The sequence below is a fragment of the Dinoroseobacter sp. PD6 genome (genome assembly GCF_028807315.1).
GTDB classification, from domain to species: Bacteria; Pseudomonadota; Alphaproteobacteria; order Rhodobacterales; family Rhodobacteraceae; genus Dinoroseobacter; species Dinoroseobacter shibae.
Genome location: NZ_JARAMN010000004.1, coordinates 179,352 through 202,229 on the forward strand (window position 1 = coordinate 179,352; position 22,878 = coordinate 202,229).

Annotated in this window: 18 protein-coding genes; 15 read left to right on the top strand and 3 right to left on the bottom strand. The window is 68.3% G+C overall.

Annotated features, from left to right (window positions below; all coding sequences use genetic code 11):
* Positions 1-118: 118 nt before the first annotated feature.
* Positions 119-3,613 carry a DNA polymerase III subunit alpha gene (gene dnaE / locus PVW48_RS08940; protein WP_274581085.1) on the top strand — a complete coding sequence of 1,165 codons (3,495 nt, stop codon included), beginning with the start codon at positions 119-121 and terminating at the stop codon, positions 3,611-3,613.
* 226 nt (positions 3,614-3,839) lie between these two features.
* Here the strand turns inward: dnaE and PVW48_RS08945 are convergent, their stop codons facing one another.
* Entirely contained in the window at positions 3,840-4,049 is a 210-nt protein-coding gene (locus tag PVW48_RS08945) for a SlyX family protein (RefSeq protein ID WP_012179617.1), read from the bottom strand.
* 88 nt (positions 4,050-4,137) lie between these two features.
* On the opposite strand from PVW48_RS08945, the gene hisS reads away from it, so the two are divergent.
* From hisS to PVW48_RS08970, 5 genes are all read left to right on the top strand, one after another.
* Positions 4,138-5,619 carry a histidine--tRNA ligase gene (gene hisS, locus PVW48_RS08950; protein WP_274581086.1) on the top strand — a complete coding sequence of 494 codons (1,482 nt, stop codon included), beginning with the start codon at positions 4,138-4,140 and terminating at the stop codon, positions 5,617-5,619.
* A gap of 3 nt (positions 5,620-5,622) precedes the next feature.
* Positions 5,623-6,729, top strand: coding sequence for an ATP phosphoribosyltransferase regulatory subunit (locus PVW48_RS08955; protein WP_274581087.1), 1,107 nt, complete (start codon positions 5,623-5,625; stop codon positions 6,727-6,729).
* On the top strand, positions 6,726-7,445 hold the full coding sequence (gene hisG, locus PVW48_RS08960; RefSeq protein WP_012179614.1) for an ATP phosphoribosyltransferase: 720 nt from the start codon (positions 6,726-6,728) through the stop codon (positions 7,443-7,445). Before PVW48_RS08955 ends, hisG begins: the two co-directional genes overlap by 4 nt.
* Positions 7,442-8,287: a pantoate--beta-alanine ligase gene (panC, locus tag PVW48_RS08965; protein WP_274581088.1), complete on the top strand. Its 846-nt coding sequence runs from the start codon at positions 7,442-7,444 to the stop codon at positions 8,285-8,287. The genes hisG and panC overlap by 4 nt, the downstream gene beginning before the upstream one ends.
* A gap of 72 nt (positions 8,288-8,359) precedes the next feature.
* The gene (locus PVW48_RS08970) at positions 8,360-9,436 is read left to right on the top strand and encodes a PLP-dependent cysteine synthase family protein (protein WP_274581089.1); all 1,077 of its coding nucleotides are present in this window, start codon (positions 8,360-8,362) and stop codon (positions 9,434-9,436) included.
* A gap of 212 nt (positions 9,437-9,648) precedes the next feature.
* On the opposite strand, the gene PVW48_RS08975 is transcribed toward PVW48_RS08970, so the two are convergent.
* On the bottom strand, positions 9,649-10,080 hold the full coding sequence (locus PVW48_RS08975; RefSeq protein WP_274581090.1) for a DUF1489 family protein: 432 nt from the start codon (positions 10,078-10,080) through the stop codon (positions 9,649-9,651).
* A 165-nt stretch (positions 10,081-10,245) separates the two neighbouring features.
* On the opposite strand from PVW48_RS08975, the gene PVW48_RS08980 reads away from it, so the two are divergent.
* The 6 genes from PVW48_RS08980 to PVW48_RS09005 all read left to right on the top strand — a co-directional run bounded on the left by PVW48_RS08980 (position 10,246) and on the right by PVW48_RS09005 (position 17,929).
* A complete protein-coding gene (locus PVW48_RS08980; protein ID WP_274581091.1) occupies positions 10,246-12,543 on the top strand; it encodes an adenosylcobalamin-dependent ribonucleoside-diphosphate reductase in 2,298 nt (765 codons plus the stop codon).
* Between the two features lie 357 nt (positions 12,544-12,900).
* A complete protein-coding gene (gene rpsD / locus PVW48_RS08985) occupies positions 12,901-13,521 on the top strand; it encodes a 30S ribosomal protein S4 (protein WP_274581092.1) in 621 nt (206 codons plus the stop codon).
* Between the two features lie 88 nt (positions 13,522-13,609).
* Complete coding sequence (locus PVW48_RS08990) at positions 13,610-15,028, top strand: homospermidine synthase (RefSeq protein ID WP_274581093.1); 1,419 nt, start codon at positions 13,610-13,612, stop codon at positions 15,026-15,028.
* A 65-nt stretch (positions 15,029-15,093) separates the two neighbouring features.
* A complete protein-coding gene (hisC, locus tag PVW48_RS08995; protein WP_012179607.1) occupies positions 15,094-16,179 on the top strand; it encodes a histidinol-phosphate transaminase in 1,086 nt (361 codons plus the stop codon).
* A complete protein-coding gene (locus PVW48_RS09000; RefSeq protein ID WP_274581094.1) occupies positions 16,176-17,117 on the top strand; it encodes a prephenate/arogenate dehydrogenase family protein in 942 nt (313 codons plus the stop codon). The genes hisC and PVW48_RS09000 overlap by 4 nt, the downstream gene beginning before the upstream one ends.
* Positions 17,114-17,929, top strand: coding sequence for an extensin-like domain-containing protein (locus PVW48_RS09005; protein WP_274581095.1), 816 nt, complete (start codon positions 17,114-17,116; stop codon positions 17,927-17,929). The genes PVW48_RS09000 and PVW48_RS09005 overlap by 4 nt, the downstream gene beginning before the upstream one ends.
* Here the strand turns inward: PVW48_RS09005 and PVW48_RS09010 are convergent.
* A complete protein-coding gene (locus PVW48_RS09010) occupies positions 17,926-18,924 on the bottom strand; it encodes a DUF2125 domain-containing protein (protein ID WP_274581096.1) in 999 nt (332 codons plus the stop codon). The genes PVW48_RS09005 and PVW48_RS09010 overlap by 4 nt on opposite strands.
* A gap of 66 nt (positions 18,925-18,990) precedes the next feature.
* Here PVW48_RS09010 and PVW48_RS09015 point away from each other — a divergent pair, with 66 nt between their 5' ends.
* The 3 genes from PVW48_RS09015 (at position 18,991) to PVW48_RS09025 (ending at position 22,857) form a co-directional block, all read left to right on the top strand.
* Positions 18,991-19,533 (top strand): gamma-glutamylcyclotransferase, encoded by a 543-nt coding sequence (locus PVW48_RS09015; protein WP_274581097.1) that lies wholly within the window; start codon positions 18,991-18,993, stop codon positions 19,531-19,533.
* A gap of 90 nt (positions 19,534-19,623) precedes the next feature.
* Positions 19,624-20,907 carry a hypothetical protein gene (locus PVW48_RS09020; protein ID WP_012179602.1) on the top strand — a complete coding sequence of 428 codons (1,284 nt, stop codon included), beginning with the start codon at positions 19,624-19,626 and terminating at the stop codon, positions 20,905-20,907.
* A 3-nt stretch (positions 20,908-20,910) separates the two neighbouring features.
* Positions 20,911-22,857 carry a peptidoglycan -binding protein gene (locus tag PVW48_RS09025; protein WP_274581098.1) on the top strand — a complete coding sequence of 649 codons (1,947 nt, stop codon included), beginning with the start codon at positions 20,911-20,913 and terminating at the stop codon, positions 22,855-22,857.
* Positions 22,858-22,878 lie beyond the last annotated feature (21 nt).

Consider the following 22,878-nt stretch of genomic DNA (forward strand, 5'->3'; position numbering starts at 1 on the left):
GAAGGCCCGCCCAGACCTCCGGCAGCCCTCTGGGCGCAGGTTGGAATGACCCCTGCCGACGCGCATATCTCGCGGCAGGCTCTTGGCGGGCCACCAGATGTCGCGCTAGGGTCGCGGCATGACCCAGCCCCCCCGATTCATCCATCTCCGCCTGCACACCGAATACTCCCTGCTCGAAGGGGCCATGCGGCTGAAAAAGCTGCCCGATCTCGTCGCCGCGGCCGAGATGCCCGCGATTGCGATCACCGACACCAACAACATGTTCGCCGCCCTGGAGGCGTCGGAGGCTCTGTCCAAGGCCGGCATCCAGCCGATCATCGGCTGCCAGGTGGATGTCGCGTTCGACCCGGCCGCCCCGGGCGAGCGTCCGCGCGCGCCTGCGCCCGTTGTCCTGCTGGCCCAGACCGAGGCGGGCTACGAGAACCTCATGGCGCTCAACACCTGTCTTTATGTGGACAAGGGCGGCCAGCTGCCCCAAGTCACGGTGGAGGAACTCGCCGCCAATGGCAGCGACCTGATCTGCCTGACGGGCGGGCCGCGCGGCCCGGTGGGGCGGTTCCTGTCGGCAGGCCAAAGGCCCAAGGCACAGGCCCTGATGGCGCGCCTGGCCGAGATCTTCGGCGACCGGCTCTATGTGGAGTTGCACCGCCACCCGGGCGATCCGCTCTGCGCCGAGACCGAGCCGGGGTTCCTCGATCTGGCCTACGATATGAACCTGCCGCTGGTGGCGACCAATGACGTCTATTTCCCCGATCCGGGGATGTACGAGGCCCATGATGCCCTGATCTGCATCGCCGAGGGCGCTTATGTCGACCAGCAGGCCCCGCGCCGCCGCCTGACCGATCAGCATTACTTCAAGTCCCAGACCGAGATGGCGACGCTGTTCGCGGACCTGCCCGAGGCGTTGGAGAATACCATCGAGATCGCGCGCCGTTGCGCCTTCAAGGCCTACAAGCGCGACCCGATCCTGCCACGCTTCGCCGAGGACGAGGTCGAGGAACTGCGCCGCCAGTCCCGCGAAGGGCTCAAGGCGCGGCTCGCGGTGATCCCCCACGCGGCCCCGGTGGAAGAGTATGAAAAGCGGCTGGAATTCGAGCTCGATATCATCGAGGGGATGGGGTTTCCCGGCTATTTCCTCATCGTGGCCGACTTCATCAAATGGGCCAAGGATCGCGGCATTCCCGTGGGGCCCGGGCGCGGCTCCGGCGCGGGCAGCCTTGTGGCCTATGCGCTGACGATCACCGATCTCGACCCGCTGCGCTACTCGCTGCTGTTCGAGCGGTTCCTGAACCCGGAGCGGATCTCGATGCCCGATTTCGACATCGACTTCTGCATGGATCGCCGCGAAGAGGTGATCCACTACGTCCAGGAGAAATACGGCCGCGACAAGGTGGGCCAGATCATCACCTTCGGCGCGCTTCTGTCCAAGGCCGCCGTGCGCGACGTCGGCCGGGTTCTGCAGATGCCCTACGGGCAGGTGGACCGGCTGTCGAAGATGATCCCGGTCGAGGGCGTCAAGCCCGTCTCGATCGAGAAGGCGCTGAAGGACGAGCCGCGCCTGGCCGAGGAGGCGAAAGCCGAGGAGGTCGTCGATCGGCTGCTGAAATACGGCATGCAGGTCGAGGGGCTCTTGCGCAACGCCTCCACCCACGCCGCCGGGGTGGTGATCGGCGACCGGCCGCTCGACAAGCTCGTGCCGCTCTACCAGGATCCGCGCTCGGACATGCCCGCCACCCAGTTCAACATGAAATGGGTGGAACAGGCGGGGCTGGTGAAGTTCGACTTCCTCGGGCTGAAAACCCTGACCGTGATCGAGAACGCGGTGAAGCTGATCCGCGCCACCGGGCGCGACCTGCATGTGGCCGCCGACGGCACTGAATTGTATTCTCCCGCGCCGGGCACCGAGAACGACATCAACGCGATCCCGCTGGATGACGAGGCGTCCTACAAACTTTATGCCTCGGCCAAGACCGTCGCCGTGTTCCAGGTGGAAAGCACGGGCATGATGGACGCCCTGCGCCGGATGAAACCCACCTGCATCGAGGACATCATCGCGCTCGTGGCGCTCTATCGACCCGGCCCGATGGAGAACATCCCCAAGTATTGCGAGGTCAAGAACGGCCTGTCGGAGCGCGACCTGCTCCATCCGACCGTGGATCACATCCTCGACGAGACCCAGGGCATCATCGTCTACCAGGAACAGGTGATGCAGATCGCTCAGGAGATGGCGGGCTATTCCCTGGGCGGCGCGGACATGCTGCGCCGGGCCATGGGCAAGAAGATCCAGGAGGCGATGGATGCCGAGCGGCCCAAGTTCCTCGCCGGGGCGGCCGAGAACGGCGTCGACAAGGACAAGGCGCTGGAGGTCTGGCACCTTCTGGACAAGTTCGCCAATTACGGCTTCAACAAGTCCCACGCGGCAGCCTATGCGGTGGTCAGCTACCAGACCGCCTGGCTGAAGGCGAACCACCCGGTGGAGTTCATGGCCGGGGTGATGAACTGCGATATCCACCTGACCGACAAGCTGGCCGTCTATGCCGAAGAGGTCCGGCGCGGCCTGGGGCTTGAGATCATCCCGCCCTGCGTCAACCGCTCGCGCGCGAGCTTCTCCGTGGCCGAGGGCAAGCTGGTCTACGGGCTCGGCGCGCTTAAGAACGTCGGAGCCGACGCGATGGAACTGGTGGTGACCGGGCGCGGCGACAAACCCTTCGCGACGCTTTTTGACCTGGCGCGGCGGGTTGACCTGAAACGGGTCGGCAAGCGCCCGCTGGAAATGCTGGCGCGTGCCGGGGCCTTCGACCAGCTCGACCCGAACCGCCGCCGCGTGTTCCAGAGCCTCGACGGCCTCGTGGCCTACTCGGCCGCGATCCACGAACAACGCGCCTCGGCCCAGGTCTCGCTCTTCGGGGAGGCGGGAGAGGATCTGCCCGAACCGCGCATCCTGCCCTGCGACGACTGGCTGCCCGCCGAACGGCTGGCCGAAGAACACAAGGCGATCGGCTTCTATCTCTCGGGGCACCCGCTGGACGACTACATGGGCGCGCTGAAACGCAAGGGCGTCGTCACGCTCGAAGCCCTCGCGCGCAAGGTGGAAACCGGCGCCGCCGTGGCCAAGATCGCGGGCACCATCGCAGGCCGGCAGGAGCGGAAATCGGCCCGCGGCAACCGGTTCGCCTTCGTGCAGGCCTCGGATCCCACGGGGCTCTACGAGGTGACGGTGTTCTCCGATACGCTGGAGAAGGTCCGCGATCACCTGGAGACCGGCAAGAACGTGGTGATGCAGGTCGAAGCGACCCTGGAGGCGGATCAGCTGAAGCTGCTCTGCCGGTCCGCCGCCCCCATCGACGACGCGGTGGCCGATGCGCGCGGCGCGATGATGGGCCTGCGCGTCTTCGTGGAGGCCGAGGCCGCCCTGCCCAATATCGCGGGGCTTTTGGGCCGGATGGCCGAAGACCCGAGCGTCCGTACCCGCGGCCCGGTCACCCTGGCCCTGATCGATCCCGACCTGCCGGGCGAGGTCGACGTCCTGCTCGGCGAGGCCCTGCCCGTGAACCCGCAGATCAAGGGCGCGCTCAAGAGCCTCGCCGGTGTCGCGCTGGTCGAGGAGATGTGAGGGCGTGCCGCGCCCAGCCGGGGCAAAGCGGTTTGGAAACCGCTTCTTCGGCCCAGCTGCGCTAGGCCGATCCGTCCTGCGGCCGGAGCCTCCGGCGGGGATATTTTAAGACTTGAGCAACCGGAATCGTTCCACACTCAGGTCACGGTACAGGCGGGGACGCCGATGGCCGTGACTTGAGGGATGCCTCGTCCAACAGGGCGGGGCATTCTTGTTTTCGGTGGGTTCAGTAATGCGGTGGGCGTTCGTCGGCGAGGATCACGCCGCCGGTGCCCTCGGCCTCCCGCGCGGCACTCTGGTCGCGCAACCGGCGCAGTTGCAGCTCCATCCGATCGATCTGCCTGGCCTGGCCCGCCACCACCTCGGACAACTCGTCCACGGTCTTTTCCAGATGGGCCAGCTTCTCTTCCAGCCTGGCGGTATCGTGCTGTGTCATGGCGTCCTCCTCTGCGGGTCCGTGCCCGCCTTGCTCCCTCGGCCCGCCTCCGCTAAACGCAGCCCCACCAGATCCGAGGGACCCGAGAATGGCCAAGCCCAAGAAGACCCCGCGCCCCAAGGCCCAGACGCCCAAGGGCTTTCGCGACTATTTCGGCGCTGAGGTGACCGAACGCAAGGCCATGCTCGACAAGATCGCTGAGGTGTATCACCTGTACGGGTTCGATCCGCTGGAAACCTCCGCCGTCGAGACGGTCGAGGCGCTGGGCAAGTTCCTGCCGGACGTGGACCGGCCCAACGAAGGCGTCTTTGCCTGGCAGGAAGACGACGCCGATTGGCTGGCGCTGCGCTACGACCTGACCGCGCCGCTCGCCCGGGTCGCCGCCCAGTACCGCAACGACCTGCCCAGCCCCTATCGGCGCTACGCCATGGGTCCTGTCTGGCGCAACGAGAAACCCGGCCCGGGCCGGTTCCGGCAGTTCTATCAATGCGATGCGGACACCGTGGGCGCGCCCAGCGTGGCCGCCGATGCCGAGGTCTGCGCGATGCTCGCCACCGCGCTAGAGGCCGTGGGGATCCCCCGCGGCGATTACATCGTGCGGATCAACAACCGCAAGGTGCTCAATGGCGTGATGGAGGCCGCGGGCCTTGCCGGTGACGAGAACGCGACCGCGCGTGGCATCGTGCTGCGCGCCATCGACAAGCTCGACCGGCTCGGGCCGGAGGGCGTGCGTGCTCTGCTCGGGACGGGCCGCAAGGACGAGAGCGGCGATTTCACCGACGGCGCGGGTCTGAGCGACGCGCAGGCCGAGCGCATCATGGCCTTCATGGCCGCCAAGGGCGAGAGCGGGGCCGAGACCTGCGCCGCGCTGGCCGATCTGGTCGTGGGATCGCAGGCGGGCACTGACGGGGTCGCCGAGTTGCAGACAATGGCCAAACTGCTGGAGGCCCAGGGCTTCGGCCCCGATCGCATCGTCATCGACCCCTCCGTCGTGCGCGGGCTGGGCTACTACACCGGTCCGGTCTTCGAGGCGGAACTGACCTTCGAGGTCCAGAACGACAAGGGCCAGACCGTGCAATTCGGCTCCGTCGCGGGTGGCGGGCGCTATGACGACCTGGTCAAGCGCTTCACCGGGCAGGCGGTGCCGGCGACGGGGGTCTCCATCGGCGTCGACCGGCTGCTCGCGGCCCTGCGCGCCAAGGGACAGGCCCAGGCGGCGGCCCCCGGGCCCGTGATCGTCACCGTCATGGACCGCGAACGGATCGCCGACTACCAGGCCATGGTCGGCACCCTGCGCGGCGCGGGCATCCGGGCCGAGCTCTACCTCGGGAACCCCAAGAATTTCGGCAACCAGCTCAAATACGCGGACAAGCGCGCCGCCCCCGTGGCCGTCATCCAGGGCAGTGACGAGGCCGCCCGCGGCGTGGTCCAGATCAAGGACCTCGTGCTCGGTGCGCAGATCGCAGAAAGCGCCAGCCTCGATGAATGGAAATCGCAACCGGCCCAACGGGAGGTTCCCGTGGCCGACCTTGTGGCCGAGGTGCAGGCCATTCTCGCGCGCGGGGCCTGAGCCGTGACCATTTCCCAACGGGATCGCGCCGTGGCCGCGCGCCTCTTCGCGGCCTTCCAGGACGCGGGGGCAGTGCCCGTGGAGACCGACATCCTCCAGCCGGCCGAAACCCTGCTCGACCTCTACGGCGAGACCATCCGCCACCGCGCCTATGTCACCGCCGACCCGGTGCGCGGCGAACAGATGCTGCGCCCGGATTTCACCGTCCCCGTGGTGCAGATGCACATGGCGGGCGGGGCGGAGCCTGCGCGCTACGCCTATGCCGGGGAGGTCTTCCGCAAGCAGGAGGCCGGGGTCGAGCGCCCGCGCGAGTTCCTGCAAGTGGGCTACGAGGTTTTCGACGGCGCTGACCCCGCGGCCGCCGATGCGGAGGTCTTCGCCCTGCTGCGCGCCCAGTTCGGCGCGATCCCGACCCGGCCGGTGATCGGTGACATCGCGATCCTGCGCGCGGCGATCTCGGGGCTGTCCACCACCGACGAACGCAAGGCCGCCCTGCGCCGCCACATCTGGCGTCCCCGACGGTTCCGGGCGCTGCTCGACCGGTTCGGCGGGCGACTGCCCGTGCCCGAAGGGCGACGCGCGCTGGCCAGGGCCGTGGCCGACCGGGGCGTGGCTGAGGTACTGGCCGCGCATGGGCCAGACATGGGCCTGCGCAGCCCGGCGGAGGTGCTGGCCCGGGTCGAAACCCTGCAGGCCGACCTGGCCGCCCCGCCGATCCCGGCGGCGGAGGTCGCGGTGCTGGAGGATATCTCCCGCCTGCGCGAATCCGCGCCCATGGCGCTGGAGCGGCTGCGCGATCTCGCGGTGGACATCCCCGAGCTGACCCCCGCGCTCGACGGGCTGGAGGCGCGGCTGGACGCGCTGGCGGCCCTCGGACAGACGCCCGAAACCCTGGAATTCGACGGCACCTACGGGCGCGCGTCGCTGGAATACTACGACGGCTTCGTCTTCGGCATCTTCGCCCGCGCGCGCCCCCACATGGCCCCCGTCGCTTCGGGCGGGCGCTACGACGCGCTGACGGCGGTGCTGGGCCAGGGCCGTGCGATCCCGGCGGTGGGCGGCGTGATCCGCCCGGGCCTGCTGGCGCAGCTGGAGGAGGCCCGGACATGACCCTCAAGCTCGGCGTGCCGTCCAAGGGGCGGCTGATGGACAAGACGTTCGACTGGTTCGGCAGGCACGGCATCACCCTGCAGCGCACGGGCTCGGAGCGGGAATATGCCGGCTCGGTCGACGGGGTCGACGGCGTGGCGCTGGTGCTCCTGTCGGCGGGCGAGATCCCGCGCGAGCTCGCCGCCGGACGCATCCATCTCGGCGTGACCGGCACCGATCTGGTGCAGGAAAAGCTGCCCGACTGGATGCGCCAGGTCCGCAGCATCGCGCCCCTGGGATTCGGTCATGCGGACCTGATCCTCGCGGTGCCGAAATGCTGGATCGACGTGGAAACGCTGGACGATCTCGACGCCGTCGCGGCCCAGTTCCGCGCCAATCACGGCTTTCGTTTGCGCATCGCCACCAAGTACCACCGCCTGGTCCACAGCCACCTGAGCGCCCATGGCGTCGCCGATTACCAGCTGGTCGACAGCCAGGGCGCCACCGAGGGCACGGTCGCCAACCTGACCGCCGAGGCGATCGCCGACATCACTTCGACGGGGGAGACCTTGCGCGCCAATCACCTCAAGATATTGAAGGGGGAGCCTGTCCTGAAATCCCAGGCCACCCTGTTTGCCTCGCGCATGGCCGACTGGGACCCCACGGCGCGCGCCGCGATGCGGGCTCTGGGGGCGGCCATGGGGCGGGACGACGCGACGGACGGAGTGTTCCAATGACGGATGTGATGCGGGATGTGGCCTCCCTGCGGATGCTGCAGGGGATGTGGCGCCGCGCGGGCGAGACCGTGGGCCTGGTGCCGACCATGGGCGCGCTCCACGATGGGCACATGGCCCTGGCGCGCGCGGCGCGGGAGGAATGCGGCAAGGTGATCGCGACGATCTTCGTGAACCCGACGCAATTCGGGCCGACAGAGGATCTCGACGCCTATCCCGACACGTTCGACGCGGATCTGCAGATGCTGCGTGAGCTCGGGGTGGACGTGGTCTTCGCCCCCACCCGCGACGTGATGTATCCTGCAGGCTTCGGCACCACGGTGAAGGTCGCGGGCCTGACCGCGCCGCTCTGCGGTGCCGCGCGGCCCGGGCATTTCGACGGGGTGACGCAGGTGGTGGCGAAGCTGCTGAACCTGGGCCAGGCGGATCGCGCCTATTTCGGCCAGAAGGACTGGCAGCAACTCGCCGTGGTCCGGCAAATGGTGCGCGACCTGAACTTCCCGACCGAGATCGTCGGCATCCCCACGGTGCGGGCCGAGGACGGGCTCGCGCTCAGCTCGCGCAACGCCTATCTGACCGAGGCGGAGCGCGAGATCGCGCCGATCCTCTACCGCACCATCCGCGACGCGGCCGCACGGGTCGCGGCGGGTCACGGGGCGACCGGCGTGTGCGAGGCGGCGGCGCGCGGCCTGCTGGACAAGGGATTCACCCGGATCGACTACCTCGAATGCCGGGACGCCACGACGCTGACGCCGGCAGAAACCCCGGACCCCGGCACGGCGCGGATCTTCGTTGCCGCCCAACTCGGCGGGGCCCGCCTGATCGACAATGTCTCCGTTGGGTGAAGCGCCTTGCAAGGCGCTTGGCAAGGCCGTTGCAACGGCCTTGGTCGCCGCCGAGGGCGCGGATCACATCGCATGCAGCTGAGCGCCGCCGCCAGTACCCGCGACTGGGTCGCCGAGGCCGTCCGCAAGCTCGAAGCGGATGTCCAGCGCTCCGCCGACACCCACCTGTTCAAGCTCGAGCTGCCCGGGCTGCGCGGCGTGGACCTCTACCTCAAGGACGAGAGCACCCATCCCACCGGCAGCCTGAAACACCGGCTGGCGCGATCCCTGTTCCTCTATGCGCTCTGCAACGGCCAGCTGTGCGCAGGCCGCCCGGTGATCGAGGCCTCCTCCGGCAGCACCGCGGTGTCCGAGGCCTACTTCGCCCAGATGCTCGGCCTGCCCTTCATCGCGGTGATGCCGCGCAGGACCGCGCGCAGCAAGATCGCCGAGATCACGCGCTTCGGCGGCACCTGCCATTTCGTCGACAGCGCGCCCGAGATGCACGCCGCCGCCACCACACTCGCCGCAGAGACCGGCGGCTACTTCATGGACCAGTTCCTCTATGCCGAACGGGCGACGGACTGGCGCGGCAACAACAACATCGCCGAGAGCATCTTTCGCCAGATGGCGCGCGAACGCTTCCCCATCCCCGCCGCCCTGGTGATGAGCGCGGGCACCGGCGGGACCTCGGCCACCCTGGGGCGCTACATCCGCTACCGCGGCTTCGAGACGCAGTTGGTGGTGGTCGATCCCGAGAACTCGGTGTTCTACGACAGCTACATGAGCGGGGATGCCACGCTCAGCCGGGCCTGCTCCAGCCGGATCGAGGGGATCGGGCGACCCATCGTGGAGAAATCCTTTCAGCCCGACGTGATCGACACCATGCTGCAGGTGCCCGATACCGCCAGCGTCGCCACCGCCCTGTGGCTGTCGGACCGGATCGGGCGCAAGGTGGGCGGGTCCACGGGCACGAACCTCTGGGGCGCACTGCAGATTGCGGACCGGATGCAGGTGGCAGGCACCGAAGGCTCGATCGTCACGGTGATGTGCGACGCCGGGGAGCGGTATTTCGACACCTATCACGACGCGGACTGGGTGGCGCGGGAGATCGGCGATATTGGGCCTGCGCGCGCCGCGCTCGCCCGCTGGGACCGGCACGCGGGCTGAGCGCCCCGGACCGTCCCGCGGCGCAGCCGTCGGGCTGGGCCAAGGCAATTCGAATTGCCTTGCCAGCGGCACCGGCAGCGCAGGCCGAGCTACGCCGGGTCGGTCTTGAAATCGGGCCCGAGCCTGCCGGATGATCCTTGGGGTCTGTGCGCAACAGCTTCGGCCGCAGCGCCGGCTCCAAGGCAATTCGAATTGCCTTGCCAGTCGCCCGGTCAGCGCACGCCGATCTCAGCCAGCGCCAGTTTCAGTGTCGGGGGCAGGGTCTCTTCGCGGCGCTGCGCACTGGACAGGTCCGCCGGGGCATCCTCGGGCGGCAGGTAGCGCCAGCCCTGGAACGGGCGCTTGGGCGCGGCTTCGGTGCGGTGCACCTTCGGGTCCAGAACGATGCTGCAGCGGCGGATGCCGTCGCCGCCGGTGACCTCGTCCAGCCGCAGGATCCGCTGGCGCGCCAGAACGATGCCCTTGAACACCCAGTAGATCGAGCCGCCGTTGAGAACCTCCGCCTCGCGTTTGGGCCACATCCGGGTGACATGCCGGGGCAACCCGTCGGGGCCTTTGGCGCGGGGCGAGGCCTGCCAGTCGGTCAGATCCTCGACCTTCTCCGCCCCGACGCAGAGCTTGATCAGATGTACCGTCTTGTCCACAGGCTTGTCCCCGGTTGCCACGACACTTATCCCCAGAGTCGTCCACAGGGGGCGTCTCCGTCCACCCTGCATATCGTAGTTTGATCGGCGGCATCTGCAACCTGTTGTGTATTTTGTGGTCTCTGGGCTATTGTAAAAGGCCGTTCATCAGAAAGAATCGCTGCCATGACACGCTTTTCCGCGCCGATCTCGGAGACGATCTGGGACATGAAATACCGCTTCAAGGAGGCGGATGGGACGCCCATCGACGTGACGGTCGAGGACAGCTGGCGCCGGATCGCCCGGGCGCTCGCCGCGGTGGAGGCCGATCCGGACGCGTGGGAGCCGAAATTCTACGCCGCCCTGGAGGATTTCAAGTTCCTGCCCGCGGGCCGGATCACCGCCGGCGCGGGGACCGAGCGGTCGGTCACCCTGTTCAACTGTTTCGTCATGGGCACGGTGCCGGACGACATGGGCGGGATTTTCGAGGGGCTGAAAGAGGCCGCCCTGACCATGCAGCAGGGCGGCGGCATCGGCTATGACTTCTCGACCATCCGGCCCAAGGGCGCGGCGGTCAAGGGCGTGGCGGCGGATGCTTCGGGGCCGCTGTCCTTCATGGATGTCTGGGACGCCATGTGCCGGACGATCATGTCCGCGGGCTCGCGGCGCGGGGCGATGATGGCCACCATGCGCTGCGACCACCCGGATATCGAGGCGTTCATCGCCGCCAAGTCCGATCCGGCGCGGCTGCGGATGTTCAACGTCTCGGTGCTGGTCACGGATGCGTTCATGGAGGCGGTGAAGGCCGACGGCTCCTGGGACCTGGTGTTCGACGGCAAGGTCTATCACACGGTCGAGGCCCGCGACCTGTGGAACAAGATCATGAAGGCGACCTTCGAGTATGCCGAGCCCGGGGTGATCTTCATCGACCGGATCAATGCGGCCAACAACCTGAGCTATTGCGAGACCATCGCGGCGACGAACCCCTGCGGCGAGCAGCCGCTGCCGCCCTATGGCGCCTGCCTGCTGGGCTCGGTGAACCTCGCCCGGCTGATCGCGGACCCGTTCGGGGAGGGCGCCGCGTTGGACGAAGACGCGCTGGAGGAGCTGGTCGTCACCGCCGTGCGGATGATGGACAACGTGGTCGATGCCTCCCGCTTCCCGCTGGAGGCGCAGGCCGCCGAGGCCCGCGCCAAGCGCCGGATCGGGCTGGGGGTCACGGGGCTGGCCGATGCGCTGTTGATGGTGGGGCTGCGCTATGGATCGGCGGAGGCGGCGCGTCAGACCGAGCGCTGGTTGCACCGGATCGCCTGCGCCGCATACCTGGCGTCGGTGCAACTGGCGACCGAAAAGGGTGCCTTTCCGCTCTTCGACGCCGACGCCTATCTGCAGTCAGGCACGATGCAGGCGATGGACGCGGACGTGCGCGCTGCGATTGCCGAGCACGGGATCCGCAACGCCCTGCTGACCTCGATCGCGCCCACCGGCACGATCAGCCTCTATGCCGGCAACGTGTCCTCGGGGATCGAGCCGGTCTTTGCCTACAGCTACACCCGCAAAGTGCTGCAAAAGGACGGCTCGCGTACCGAGGAAGAGGTGGTGGATTATGCCGTCCAGCTCTGGCGCGAGAAGTTCGGCGATGCGGACCTGCCAGACCACTTCGTCAACGCCCAGACCCTGGCCCCGCAGGACCATGTCCGGATGCAGGCGGCGGCGCAGAAATGGGTGGATTCGTCGATCTCCAAGACGATCAACTGCCCCGAGGATATCAGCTTCGACGACTTCAAGGACGTCTACATGGCCGCCTGGGACCAGGGCTGCAAGGGCTGCACGACCTACCGCCCGAATGCCGTGACGGGCTCGGTGCTGAGCGTGTCGGACAGCGCCACCAAGGACAGCGAGGCGGAAAAGGGCGAGGTCAAGCCGGTCTCCGAGGCGCGCCTCGACGGCGACGTGGTCTATATCTCCGAGCCGCTCGACCGGCCCAAGGCACTGGAGGGGCAGACCTACAAGCTCAAATGGCCGCTGACGGACCACGCGATCTACATCACCATCAACGACGTGATCATCAACGGCCACCGCCGCCCCTTCGAGGTGTTCATCAACTCCAAGAACATGGAGCATTTCGCCTGGACCGTGGCCCTGACACGGATGATCTCGGCGGTGTTCCGGCGCGGGGGCGACGTGTCCTTCGTGGTCGAAGAGCTCAAGGCCGTGTTCGACCCGCGCGGCGGCGCCTGGATGGAAGGCAAGTATGTCCCCTCCATCCTCGCGGCCATCGGCGGGGTGATCGAGCGGCACATGATCGCCACGGGGTTTCTCGAAGGCGAGGGGATGGGCCTGAAGACCGACCCCCAGGCCGAGGTGATGGCCGTGGGCGAGGCGCCGCGCGGCCCGGCCTGCGCGAACTGCGGCAGCCATGCCCTGCGCATGATCGAGGGCTGCAACACCTGCACCGATTGCGGCTTCTCCAAGTGCGGCTGACCGATCCGCGGCGACCAAGCGCCTTGCAAGGCGCTTGACAAGGCGATTGCAATCGCCTTGCGCCCTGCCCGCCCCGGGGACGACATTTTTCGCCGCAGCCCCCGGTTGCCGTTGACTCCCCCACGGCCCTGCGTATAAGCGCGCACTCATTGGTGTTGGTGGCCCCCGCGAGGGGATGCCTGTCGGGACCCGGGCAACCGGATCATTCCAGAGGACAACGCCCTTCACATTGCCGCTCCAGTTTGGCCGCGGTTCGCATTCAACGGTTGGTCGGCATCCGCGCCCTTCAACCCGAAAAGTGGGAACCGGTTTTCGGTCAAGTTGAAGGGGCAAAACATAAACTGAAGGAGACCAGCCGTGACAAAACGCACGTCTGCCAAGTACAAGATCGACCGCCGCATGGGCGAAAACATCTGGGGCCGTCCGAAATCCCCGGTGAACCGCCGCGAATACGGCCCCGGCCAGCACGGCCAGCGCCGCAAGCAGAAGATGTCCGACTTCGGCCTCCAGCTGCGCGCCAAGCAGAAGCTCAAGGGGTATTACGGCGACTTGACCGAAAAGCAGTTCCGCCGCATCTATGCCGAGGCCGAGCGGGTCAAGGGCGACACCGGTGAGAACCTGATCGGCCTGCTGGAGCGTCGCCTCGACGCGGTGGTCTATCGCGCCAAGTTCGTCGCCACGATCTTCGCCGCACGCCAGTTCGTGAACCACGGCCATGTCCTCGTGAACGGCGAGCGGGTGAACATCCCCTCCTACCGGGTCAAGGAAGGCGACGTCGTCGAGGTGCGCGAGAAGTCCCGCCAAATGGCCGCCCTGCTCGAGGCGACGCAGCTGCCCGAGCGCGATGTGCCCGACTATGTCGACGCCGACCACAACAAGATGAAAGCGACCTTCGTCCGCACACCGGGCCTTGCAGATGTGCCCTATCCGGTGATGATGGAACCGAACCTCGTGATCGAATACTACGCACAGAACTAAACCGTTCGCGCATAATTGCCTCAAGGGCCGCGCGACCCCCGCGCGGCCCTTTTTGCGTCCGCCAACAGACCGAAGCAGGAGAGCCCCCATGACCGATTATCCGATTTACGGCCGCATCGACGGCCCGCTGGTGATGATCGGCTACGGCTCCATCGGGCGGGGGACGCTGCCGCTGATCGAGCGGCATTTCGACTTCGACCGGGACCAGCTCCTGGTGGTGGAGCCCAAGCCGGAGCGGGTGGAATTGCTCAGGTCCCGGGGCATTCCCTGCAAGCAGCTGGCCCTGACGCCCGAGAATTACCGCGACGAGCTGAGCGCGCTCTTTCCCGACGGCAAGGGGTTCTGCGTGAACCTGTCGGTGGATACCTCCTCGCTCGACCTGATGAAGCACTGTCGCGAGATCGGGGTACTTTACATCGACACCGTGGTCGAACCCTGGGCCGGCTGGTATTTCGAGACCGCCGACAACTCCGCGCGCACCAACTACGCCCTGCGCCAGGCGGTGCGGGACGAGAAGGCCGCGAACCCCGGCGGGACCACCGCCGTGTCCTGCTGCGGAGCCAACCCGGGCATGGTGTCCTGGTTCGTCAAGGCCGGGCTGATGAAGCTGGCCGAGGATCTGGGCCACGGGACCCAGGCCCCGAGCACCCGCGAGGGCTGGGCCGCACTGATGCGCGATCTGGGCGTCAAGGGCGTCCATATCGCCGAGCGCGACACGCAGGTTCGCGCCGAGCCCAAGCCGCACATGGTCTTCGTGAACACCTGGTCGGTCGAGGGGTTCATCGCCGAAGGCTACCAGCCGTCGGAAATGGGTTGGGGCACGTTCGAGCCCTGGATGCCCGAGAACGCCCATCGCCACGAGACCGGCTGCAAGGCGGCGATCTGGCTCGAACAGCCCGGCGCCGACACCCGGGTGCGCAGCTGGTGCCCGACGCGCGGGCCGCAATTCGGCTTTCTCGTGACCCATAACGAGGCGATCTCGATTGCCGATTACTACACCGTGGGCGCGGGGGATCACCCCGAGTTCCGGCCGACCTGCCATTATGCCTACCATCCCTGCGACGACGCGGTGCTGTCGCTGCACGAGATGTTCGGCTCGGGCGAGATCCAGACAGAGCACCACATCATGGATGTGGACGAGATCACCGACGGGATCGACGAGTTGGGCGTGCTGCTCTACGGGCACGCGAAGAACGCGCTGTGGTATGGCTCGCGCCTGTCCAACGAGGAAACCAGGTCGCTCGCGCCGGACCAGAACGCTACCGGGCTGCAGGTGACTTCCGCCGTGCTCGCGGGCATGGTCTGGGCGCTGGAAAACCCGCGCGCGGGCATCGTCGAGACCGACGAGATGGACCATGCCCGCTGCCTGGAGGTGCAGTTGCCCTATCTCGGCCCGGTCGAGGGGCATTACACCGACTGGACGCCGCTCACCGACCGCGACAGCCCGTTTCCGGAGGACCTCGCGCTCGACGAGCCCTGGGCGCTGCAGAACACCCTGGCGCGGTAGGAGGGAGCGGATTGTCAGACAATTTGCCCGACACATGCCCGACACTTGTCCGACGCGAGGCCGACATGACCCAGATCACCCCCCAGCCCGGCATCATGGACATCGCGCTCTACGAGGGTGGGGCGTCGAAAGTGGACGGTCTCGACACCGTCATCAAGCTCAGCTCGAACGAGAATCCGCTGGGCCCCAGCCCCGCCGCGATCGCCGCCTACAAGGCGGCTGCGGGGGAGTTGCACCGCTATCCCTCCACCGATCACGCGGGCCTGCGCGGTGCAATCGCCGAGGTCTATGGCCTTGATCCCGAACGGATAATCTGCGGCGCCGGGTCGGACGAGATCATCGCGTTCCTGTGCCAGGCCTATGTCGGGCCGGGTGACGAGGTGATCCATACCGAACACGGCTTTGCCATGTACCGCATCAGCACCCTGGCCGCCGGCGGCACCCCCGTCGAAGTGCCGGAACGGGAGCGCGTGACGGATGTGGACGCGATCCTCGCCGGGGTGACCGACCGCACCCGGCTGGTGTTCATCGCCAACCCCAACAACCCCACCGGCACCATGATCGGTGGCAACGCCTTGGCCCGTCTCGCGGACGGGTTGCCGGAGGGGTGCTTGCTGGTTCTGGACGGGGCTTACGCGGAATATGTGCCGGATTACGACGCCGGAAAGGCGCTGGTCGAGAGCCGCGAGAACGTGGTGATGACCCGAACGTTTTCAAAGATTTACGGGCTGGGTGCCCTGCGCGTCGGCTGGGGCTACGGGCCGCGCCACGTCATTGATGTGCTCAACCGCGTGCGGGGGCCGTTCAACCTGTCGACAGGGGCGCTGGCGGCGGCGGAGGCGGCCGTGCGGGACCGCGCCTATACCGAGACCTGCCGCGCCGAGAACGCCAAATGGCGCGGCTGGCTGGCCAGCGAACTGGCCGCCCTCGGCATCCCCTCGGATACCTCCTCGGCCAATTTCGTGCTGGCCCGTTTCGCCAGCCCGGAGGAGGCAGGCGCCTGCGACGACTTTCTCAAGGCGCGCGGGATCATCGTCCGGCGCGTCTCGGGCTACAAGCTGCCCGCCGCCCTGCGCATGACCGTGGGCGACGCGGAAGGCTGCCGCGCGCTCGTGGACGCCGTCGCCGCCTTCAAGGCGCAGGCGGCATGAGCGCCGTGATCTACCCGAAGGTCGCCCTGATCGGCCTGGGCCTCATCGCGGGGTCCATGGCCCACGGCATGCGCCGGGCAGGCCTCGCCGAGACCATCACCGGCTATGCCCGCAGTGCGGAGACCCGGAAAATCGCCCGGGAAATCAACCTGGTGGACGAGGTCTGCGACAGCGCGCTGGAGGCCGCCCGCGACGCCGATCTCGTGGTGCTCTGCGTGCCCGTGGGCGTCATGGGCGCGGTCGCCGCCGAGATCGCGCCGGGGCTGAAACCGGGCGCGGTGGTCACCGATGTGGGCTCGGTCAAGGCCGCGGTGATCGAGGCGGTCGCCCCCCATATTCCCGAAGGCGTGCATTTCATCGCCGGGCATCCGGTTGCGGGGACCGAGCATTCCGGGCCCCGGTCGGGCTTTGCGGAGCTTTTCGACAACCGCTGGTGCCTCCTGGTGCCGGTCGAAGGGTCCGACCCCGCCGAGGTCGCGCGCCTCACCCGGTACTGGGAGGGGCTGGGCAGCAATGTGGACGTGATGGACGCCGAGCATCACGACCTGGTGCTCGCGGTCACCAGCCACGCGCCACATCTCATCGCCTATACGATGGTCGGTGTGGCCGACGACCTGCGTCGGGTGACCGACAGCGAGGTCATCAAGTATTCGGCGGCGGGGTTTCGGGACTTCACCCGGATCGCGGCCTCGGACCCGACCATGTGGCGCGACGTGTTCCTGAGCAACAAAGCCGCGACGCTGGAAATCCTCGGTCGGTTCACCGAGGAATTGTTCGCGCTGCAGCGCGCGATCCGCACCGAGGATGGCGACCACCTGCACGACTATTTCACCCGGACCCGCGCGATCCGGCGGGGCATCATCGACGCGGGCCAGGACACGGACGCGCCGGATTTCGGGCGCGCGGTGGCGTCGAAGGCCAAGGCGCGCGCCGAATGAGGGCGGCGCGGATCGGGATGCTGGGGGCGCTGGTGCTTGCGCTCGCCTCGCCCGCGGCCGCGCTCGACCGTTCGCCCCATCCAACGCCGCGGGCCGAAGCCCTGATCCTTGCCCAGGTGGGCGCGCGGCTTGCCCCCGCGCCCCGCGCGGCCCCCGAAACCGCCACCGAGCCTGCGCTGGGTCAGGCGGGGGGACTTCGTCTCTCTCCCCATCCCGCGCCGCGGGGGGCGTTCGTGCCGCGCCAGGTGTCGCGCGAAGTCACCCGTCCCCCGGGCGGGCCGTCGAAAATCGGTCGCATCTGCGGCAGCCGCAAGATCCTGGGACGCACGGCATCGTCGATCCCCGGCACATTGCCCGGATGCGGGGTGCGCAATCCGGTGCAGGTGGTCGAGGTGTCCGGCGTGCGCCTGTCCACGGCGGCGACCATGACCTGCGAGACCGCCGAGGCCCTGCGCAAATGGGTGGATACCGGCGTCAAGAAATCCGTGCGGCGCACCGGTGGCGGGGTCGCGGAACTGCGCGTCGCGGCCCATTACAGCTGCCGCACCCGCAACCATAAGCCCGGCGCGAAGATCTCGGAGCATGGCAAGGGCAAGGCGATCGACATCTCGGCGATCGTGCTGAAGGACGGGACCGTGGTGACCTTGCAGAAGGGGTGGAACGACCGCCGCTACGGCAAGATGTTGCGCCAGATGCACAAGCGCGCCTGCGGGCCCTTCGGCACCGTGCTCGGCCCCGAAAGCGACCGGTTCCACAGGGATCATTTCCATTTCGACGTGGCCCGCCACCGGGGCGGCCCCTACTGCCGCTAGCGCAGCCGGAAACGCGGCCCCTGGCCCAGGTTGAGAAAGCCCAACCGCATCTGGCCGTCGCGGAAGGTCAGCGGCACGTCGATCGAGGTCTCGGGCCCCGACAGGCCCGCCAGCGCCCGCAACCCGGTCTCCAGCAGGGGCAGGACCGCGGGCGGCACCAGCCCGGAGCGTTCGGCGAGACGCAGGATCTCTTCCCAGTTGGTGGCCTTGATCGTGATCTCCCCCGTGCCGCGGCCTTGCGCGTCGATGTCGAGCGCACCCGCCGCCCGCAGGCCCAGCGGCCCCCAGGCCGCGCGCGCCTCGTTGAGGGTGATGGCGGTGGGTTGCGGGCGGCGGTCTTCGAGCGCGCGCAGATCCCATTCCCGGTCGAAGCGGATCACCGCGTCGAGCCGCAAGGTCTCCAGCGCGGGGGGCAGCAGATCACCCGGATCGAGGCGCCGTTTGAGGGCCACGGGCGGGGCGAGGCTCAGCGCCTCGAGCCCGATGTCATAGGTCAGATCGGTGCCCTCGGTCTCGCGCATGGCCAGACGCAGGGTCTGCGCCCGCAGCCGGGCCTCCCCGGCGGTGAACTCCGGCGCGTCGGCCACGAAGACCGCGCTGCGCAGGGGCATGCCCGCCGCCGCCCCGAGATGCAGCGATCCGCGCATCTGAGTGCTGTCGAGCTGCGTGCGCCCGAACGGTGTCAGGATCTCCTGGGTGTTGGGAAAGACCGCGATCACCTTGTTCGGCTGATAGCTGAGCGCCAGAAGTTGGAAGAACGGCGCCTGCCACGCCAGCCCGGTCTCGGGGTCCGCGAAGGCCGGGTCGGTCAGTTCGGTGTCGAACCGGTTGGGAAAGCCGCGCACGGACAGGTCGGAATACTCCGCCTGCCAGCCCTCGGCGCGCCGGTCCTCGAACCAGGCGGTCAGGTTGCGTTCCAGCGCGGAGGCGCCCAGATACCAGTAGGCACACCAGGCCAGCGCCGCGGTCACGGTGATCCCAAGCAGCCATTTCATGCAGGTTTTCCCTTTCCTCGGCGCACGGGCTGATGTTTAACCGCGCGCGCAACGGAGGACCAGCGCATGAACACGCCCCTGTGGGTCTTCGGATACGGATCGCTGATCTGGAACCCGGAATTTCCCGTCGCCGAGCAGCAGATCGCCCGGCTGGACGGCTGGCACCGGTCGTTCTGCATGCGCTCTATCCACCACCGCGGGACCGAGACTGATCCGGGTCTGGTCCTCGCGCTGGACGCGGCGGGGCAGGGGCATTGCAACGGCGTCGCCTTCCGCGTGGCGCCGGGGGCCGAGGCGCAGACCATGGCGGATTTGCGAGAGCGGGAGCTGGTCTCGTCGGCCTATCTCGAGATCACAAGCGAGCTGACCCTCCATGACGGGCGCGCGGTGCGGGCGGTCACGTATGTGGTGGACCGCGATCACGTGCAGTATTGCGGCGACCTGGCCCTGGAGGAGCAGGCCCGCATCATCGCGCGCGCCGTGGGCGGGCGCGGGCCGAACACCGAATACCTGTGGAATACCGAGGCGCATCTGCGCGAGATCGGGCTGCATGACCCGGATCTCGCCTGGCTGGCGGAGCGTGTGCGGGAGTTGACCGACCCGGTCTGAGCCGCTTTTGGCGGTGCAGCAAACGCGCACTTTGCAACATCGCCCGCAGCCCCTATCGTGCAGCGCCATAAGGTGAAGAAGGCAGAGAGAATGGAAAATCCGGCAATGCGGGCCCGACCGTCCTTCAGTCGGCCCACACGGCAGCTTCTGCTGATGCTGCTCGTCCTGGTCCTGGTGGGGATCGGGGGGTGGGTGGCCTATCCGCGGGTCGCGCCGATCTTCCTTGCCAATCCCTATCTCAACGGGGTGATCGTTCTGGTCTTCGTGGTGGGGCTCATGTCCTGTCTGGCGCAGCTTTACCAGCTTTCGGCGGCGACGCGCTGGATCGAGGGGTTCGCCAACAACGTGCCGACGGCCACCCGGGACACCGCGCCGCGGCTGGTGGGGACGCTGGCGAACCTGCTGGGCGCGCGCAAGGCGCGGATGCAGCTCAGCGCGAACTCGTCGCGGTCCATCCTCGATTCCGTGGCAACCCGGATCGACGAGGCGCGCGACATCACGCGTTACATCGTCAACCTTCTGATCTTTCTGGGCCTTCTCGGCACGTTCTACGGGCTGGCCACCACGGTGCCCGCGGTGGTCGACACGATCCGCTCCCTCGATCCGTCCGAAGGCGAGGGCGGGGTGGCGGTGTTTTCCCGCCTGATGACCGGGCTGGAGGCGCAGCTGGGCGGGATGGGCACTGCGTTCGCCTCGTCGCTGCTGGGTCTTGCGGGCTCGCTGGTGGTGGGGCTTCTGGAGCTGTTCGTGGGCCACGGCCAGAACCGGTTCTACCGGGAGCTGGAGGAATGGCTGTCGACCATCACCAAGGTCGGGTTCGCGTCGTCGGAGGTCGAGGGCGGCGGGTTCGACATGGATATCGTGGCCCAGGTGCTCGATCACATGGTGGCGCAGATCGAGTCGCTGCAGGACCTGTTCGTGCAATCGGATGAACGGGCCACGCGGCTCGACCAGCGCCTCGTGGGGGTGGCGCAGTCGGTCACGGCGCTGACCTCGCAGCTGGGGCGCAACGACCAGACCACCGAGGCGCTGGAACGGGTGGCCGCGGGCCAGGAACGGATCGCCAACCTGCTGGAGCAGCAGATCACCGCGGGCGAGGGCGGCATCGACGCCGAAAGCCGGATGCGCCTGCGCAGCATCGATGTGCAGCTTCTGCGGATCTTCGAGGAGATGTCCGCCGGACGGCAGGAAACCGTGGCGGAATTGCGCGGCGATCTCGCCTCGCTGAACATGACGGTGAAACAGGCCGCGCGCGCGGGCGACCCGGCGGCCGTGGCGGCGGAGGCCCTGCGCACTGTCCTGCACGACGATTTCGACCCCCAGGATGCGTTCCAGCGGGCCCGCCGCCCGGGCGATCCCCCGGAAGAGCGCTGACCGATGGCGTTTGTGCGACGCTTCAACCAGCGCGCGACGGGCAATATCTGGCCCGGCTTCGTCGATGCGATGACGGCGCTGCTGCTGGTGCTGTTCTTCGTGCTGACGATCTTCATGGTGATGCAATCGGTGCTGAGCGAGCAGATCGAGGTCAAGGATGACGAGCTCGACAGCCTGAGCCTGCAACTGTCGGACCTCGCCGATGCGCTGGGGTTGGAGCGGGAGCGGACCGAGACCCTGACCGAGACCGTGGGCGCCTTGTCAGCCACGCTCGACGATGCCGAAGCCCAGGCCCGGGCGCGGGAAACGATGATCGCCACGCTCACCGCGCAGGTCGCCACCGCCGAGGCGGAGATCGCCGAGCGAGATGCGCGGATTTCGGGGTTCGAGGACCGGGTGGCGGCCCTGCTGGCGGACAATCGCAGTCTCGGCGCGCAACTGGCAGAGACCGGCGCGGATCGCGATGCGCTTTCGGCGGAACTGGCGCAGGTGGAGGCCGCGCGCGACGTGGCCCTGAGCGAAGCGGAGGCGCTGAACCTCGCGCTCGCGCGGCTGCGCACGGAAGTGGACGCGCAGGAGGAGGCCGCCCGCCTCGCGGCCGCCCGCTCCGACGCGCTGGAGGCGCTAGTGGCGGATCTGCGCAACGACGCGGCGGCGCAGGAGACCCGGCTGAGCACCCTGATGGCGCAGCTGGCGGCGGCTGAAGAAACCGACGCCAGCCTGCGCGCGGACCTCGCGGACCTGGAAGCGACCCTCGCGGACCGGGAGGCCGCCCTCGACCAGGCGGAGCTCGCCCGTCTCGAAGGCCTGGCCCGGCTCGAAGAGTTGCGCGCGCAGGTCGTGGACCAGGCAGCCGAGCTCGACGCGGTCGAGGCGGCGCGTCTCGAAGAACTGGCCGCGGCGGAGGCCCTGCGCGCCCGGCTGGCCGAAAGCGAAGGCGCGCTGTCGGAGGCCGAAGCGGCTCGCCTGGCGGAGGCGGCGGCGGCCGAGGCCCTGCGCGCGCGGCTGCAAGACGCGGATGCGGAGCTGACCGCCATGACACTGGCGCTGGAGGCGCGGCGGCAGGAGGCGGAGGATACGCTGACCAAGCTGGCCGCAGCGGAACTCGCACGCGAGGCGCTGTCGGGCGAGTTGGCGGAGGCGCGGGCACAGGCCGACACGTTGGATCAGCGGCTGACCGAAGCCGAGCGCGACCGGCTGTTGCTGGGCCTGGCGCAGGAGCAGTTGCGCCGGGTGGAGGCCCAGTCGGCGCAGGACGCGCGCCGGGTCGCCGTGCTCAACGAGCAGGTCGCCGCCCTGCGTACCCAGCTCAACAGTCTGCAGGGGCTTCTTGACGAGGCGAGTGCGCGCGATGCCGAAGCGCAGGTACAGATCGAGGCGCTGGGGACGGAGCTGAACACCGCCCTGGCCCGGGTCGCCGCCGAACAACGCGCCCGCGCCGACCTGGAGGAGGCCGAGCGGCGGCGGCTGGAGGCCGAGGCGCAGGATCTCGCGCGCTATCGCTCGGAGTTTTTTGGCGAGTTGCGTGATCTGCTCGGCGGTCAGGAGGGCGTCCGGATCGAAGGCGACCGGTTCGTGTTCTCGTCCTCGGTGCTGTTCGACACGGGCGAAGTGGCGCTTTCGCCCCAGGGGCAGGCGGAGGTTGCGAAGGTCGCGGGCATCCTGCGCAGCGTGGCGGACCGCATCCCCGAAGGCATCGACTGGGTGCTGCGTGTGGACGGGCACACCGACAACGTGCCGGTGACGGGCGGCGGCAAATACGCCGATAACTGGGAACTGAGCCAGGGCAGGGCGCTGTCGGTCGCGCGGTTCCTGATTGAGGACCAGGGCATCCCGCCTGACCGGCTCGCGCCCACCGGGTTCGGCGAGTACCAGCCCGTGAGCTTGGAGGATACGCCGGAGGGCCGGGCGCTCAACCGCCGAATCGAGTTGAAGTTCACCGAGAAATGAAAACGCCCGGCGCGGGGGCCG

Coding starts and splice junctions, on each gene's coding strand:
- dnaE (WP_274581085.1), top strand. CDS start 119: ATGACCCAGCCCCCCCGATTCATCCATCTCCGCCTGCACACCGAATAC.
- PVW48_RS08945 (WP_012179617.1), bottom strand. CDS start 4,049: ATGACACAGCACGATACCGCCAGGCTGGAAGAGAAGCTGGCCCATCTG.
- hisS (WP_274581086.1), top strand. CDS start 4,138: ATGGCCAAGCCCAAGAAGACCCCGCGCCCCAAGGCCCAGACGCCCAAG.
- hisG (WP_012179614.1), top strand. CDS start 6,726: ATGACCCTCAAGCTCGGCGTGCCGTCCAAGGGGCGGCTGATGGACAAG.
- panC (WP_274581088.1), top strand. CDS start 7,442: ATGACGGATGTGATGCGGGATGTGGCCTCCCTGCGGATGCTGCAGGGG.
- PVW48_RS08970 (WP_274581089.1), top strand. CDS start 8,360: ATGCAGCTGAGCGCCGCCGCCAGTACCCGCGACTGGGTCGCCGAGGCC.
- PVW48_RS08980 (WP_274581091.1), top strand. CDS start 10,246: ATGACACGCTTTTCCGCGCCGATCTCGGAGACGATCTGGGACATGAAA.
- PVW48_RS08990 (WP_274581093.1), top strand. CDS start 13,610: ATGACCGATTATCCGATTTACGGCCGCATCGACGGCCCGCTGGTGATG.
- hisC (WP_012179607.1), top strand. CDS start 15,094: ATGACCCAGATCACCCCCCAGCCCGGCATCATGGACATCGCGCTCTAC.
- PVW48_RS09000 (WP_274581094.1), top strand. CDS start 16,176: ATGAGCGCCGTGATCTACCCGAAGGTCGCCCTGATCGGCCTGGGCCTC.
- PVW48_RS09005 (WP_274581095.1), top strand. CDS start 17,114: ATGAGGGCGGCGCGGATCGGGATGCTGGGGGCGCTGGTGCTTGCGCTC.
- PVW48_RS09010 (WP_274581096.1), bottom strand. CDS start 18,924: ATGAAATGGCTGCTTGGGATCACCGTGACCGCGGCGCTGGCCTGGTGT.
- PVW48_RS09015 (WP_274581097.1), top strand. CDS start 18,991: ATGAACACGCCCCTGTGGGTCTTCGGATACGGATCGCTGATCTGGAAC.
- PVW48_RS09020 (WP_012179602.1), top strand. CDS start 19,624: ATGGAAAATCCGGCAATGCGGGCCCGACCGTCCTTCAGTCGGCCCACA.
- PVW48_RS09025 (WP_274581098.1), top strand. CDS start 20,911: ATGGCGTTTGTGCGACGCTTCAACCAGCGCGCGACGGGCAATATCTGG.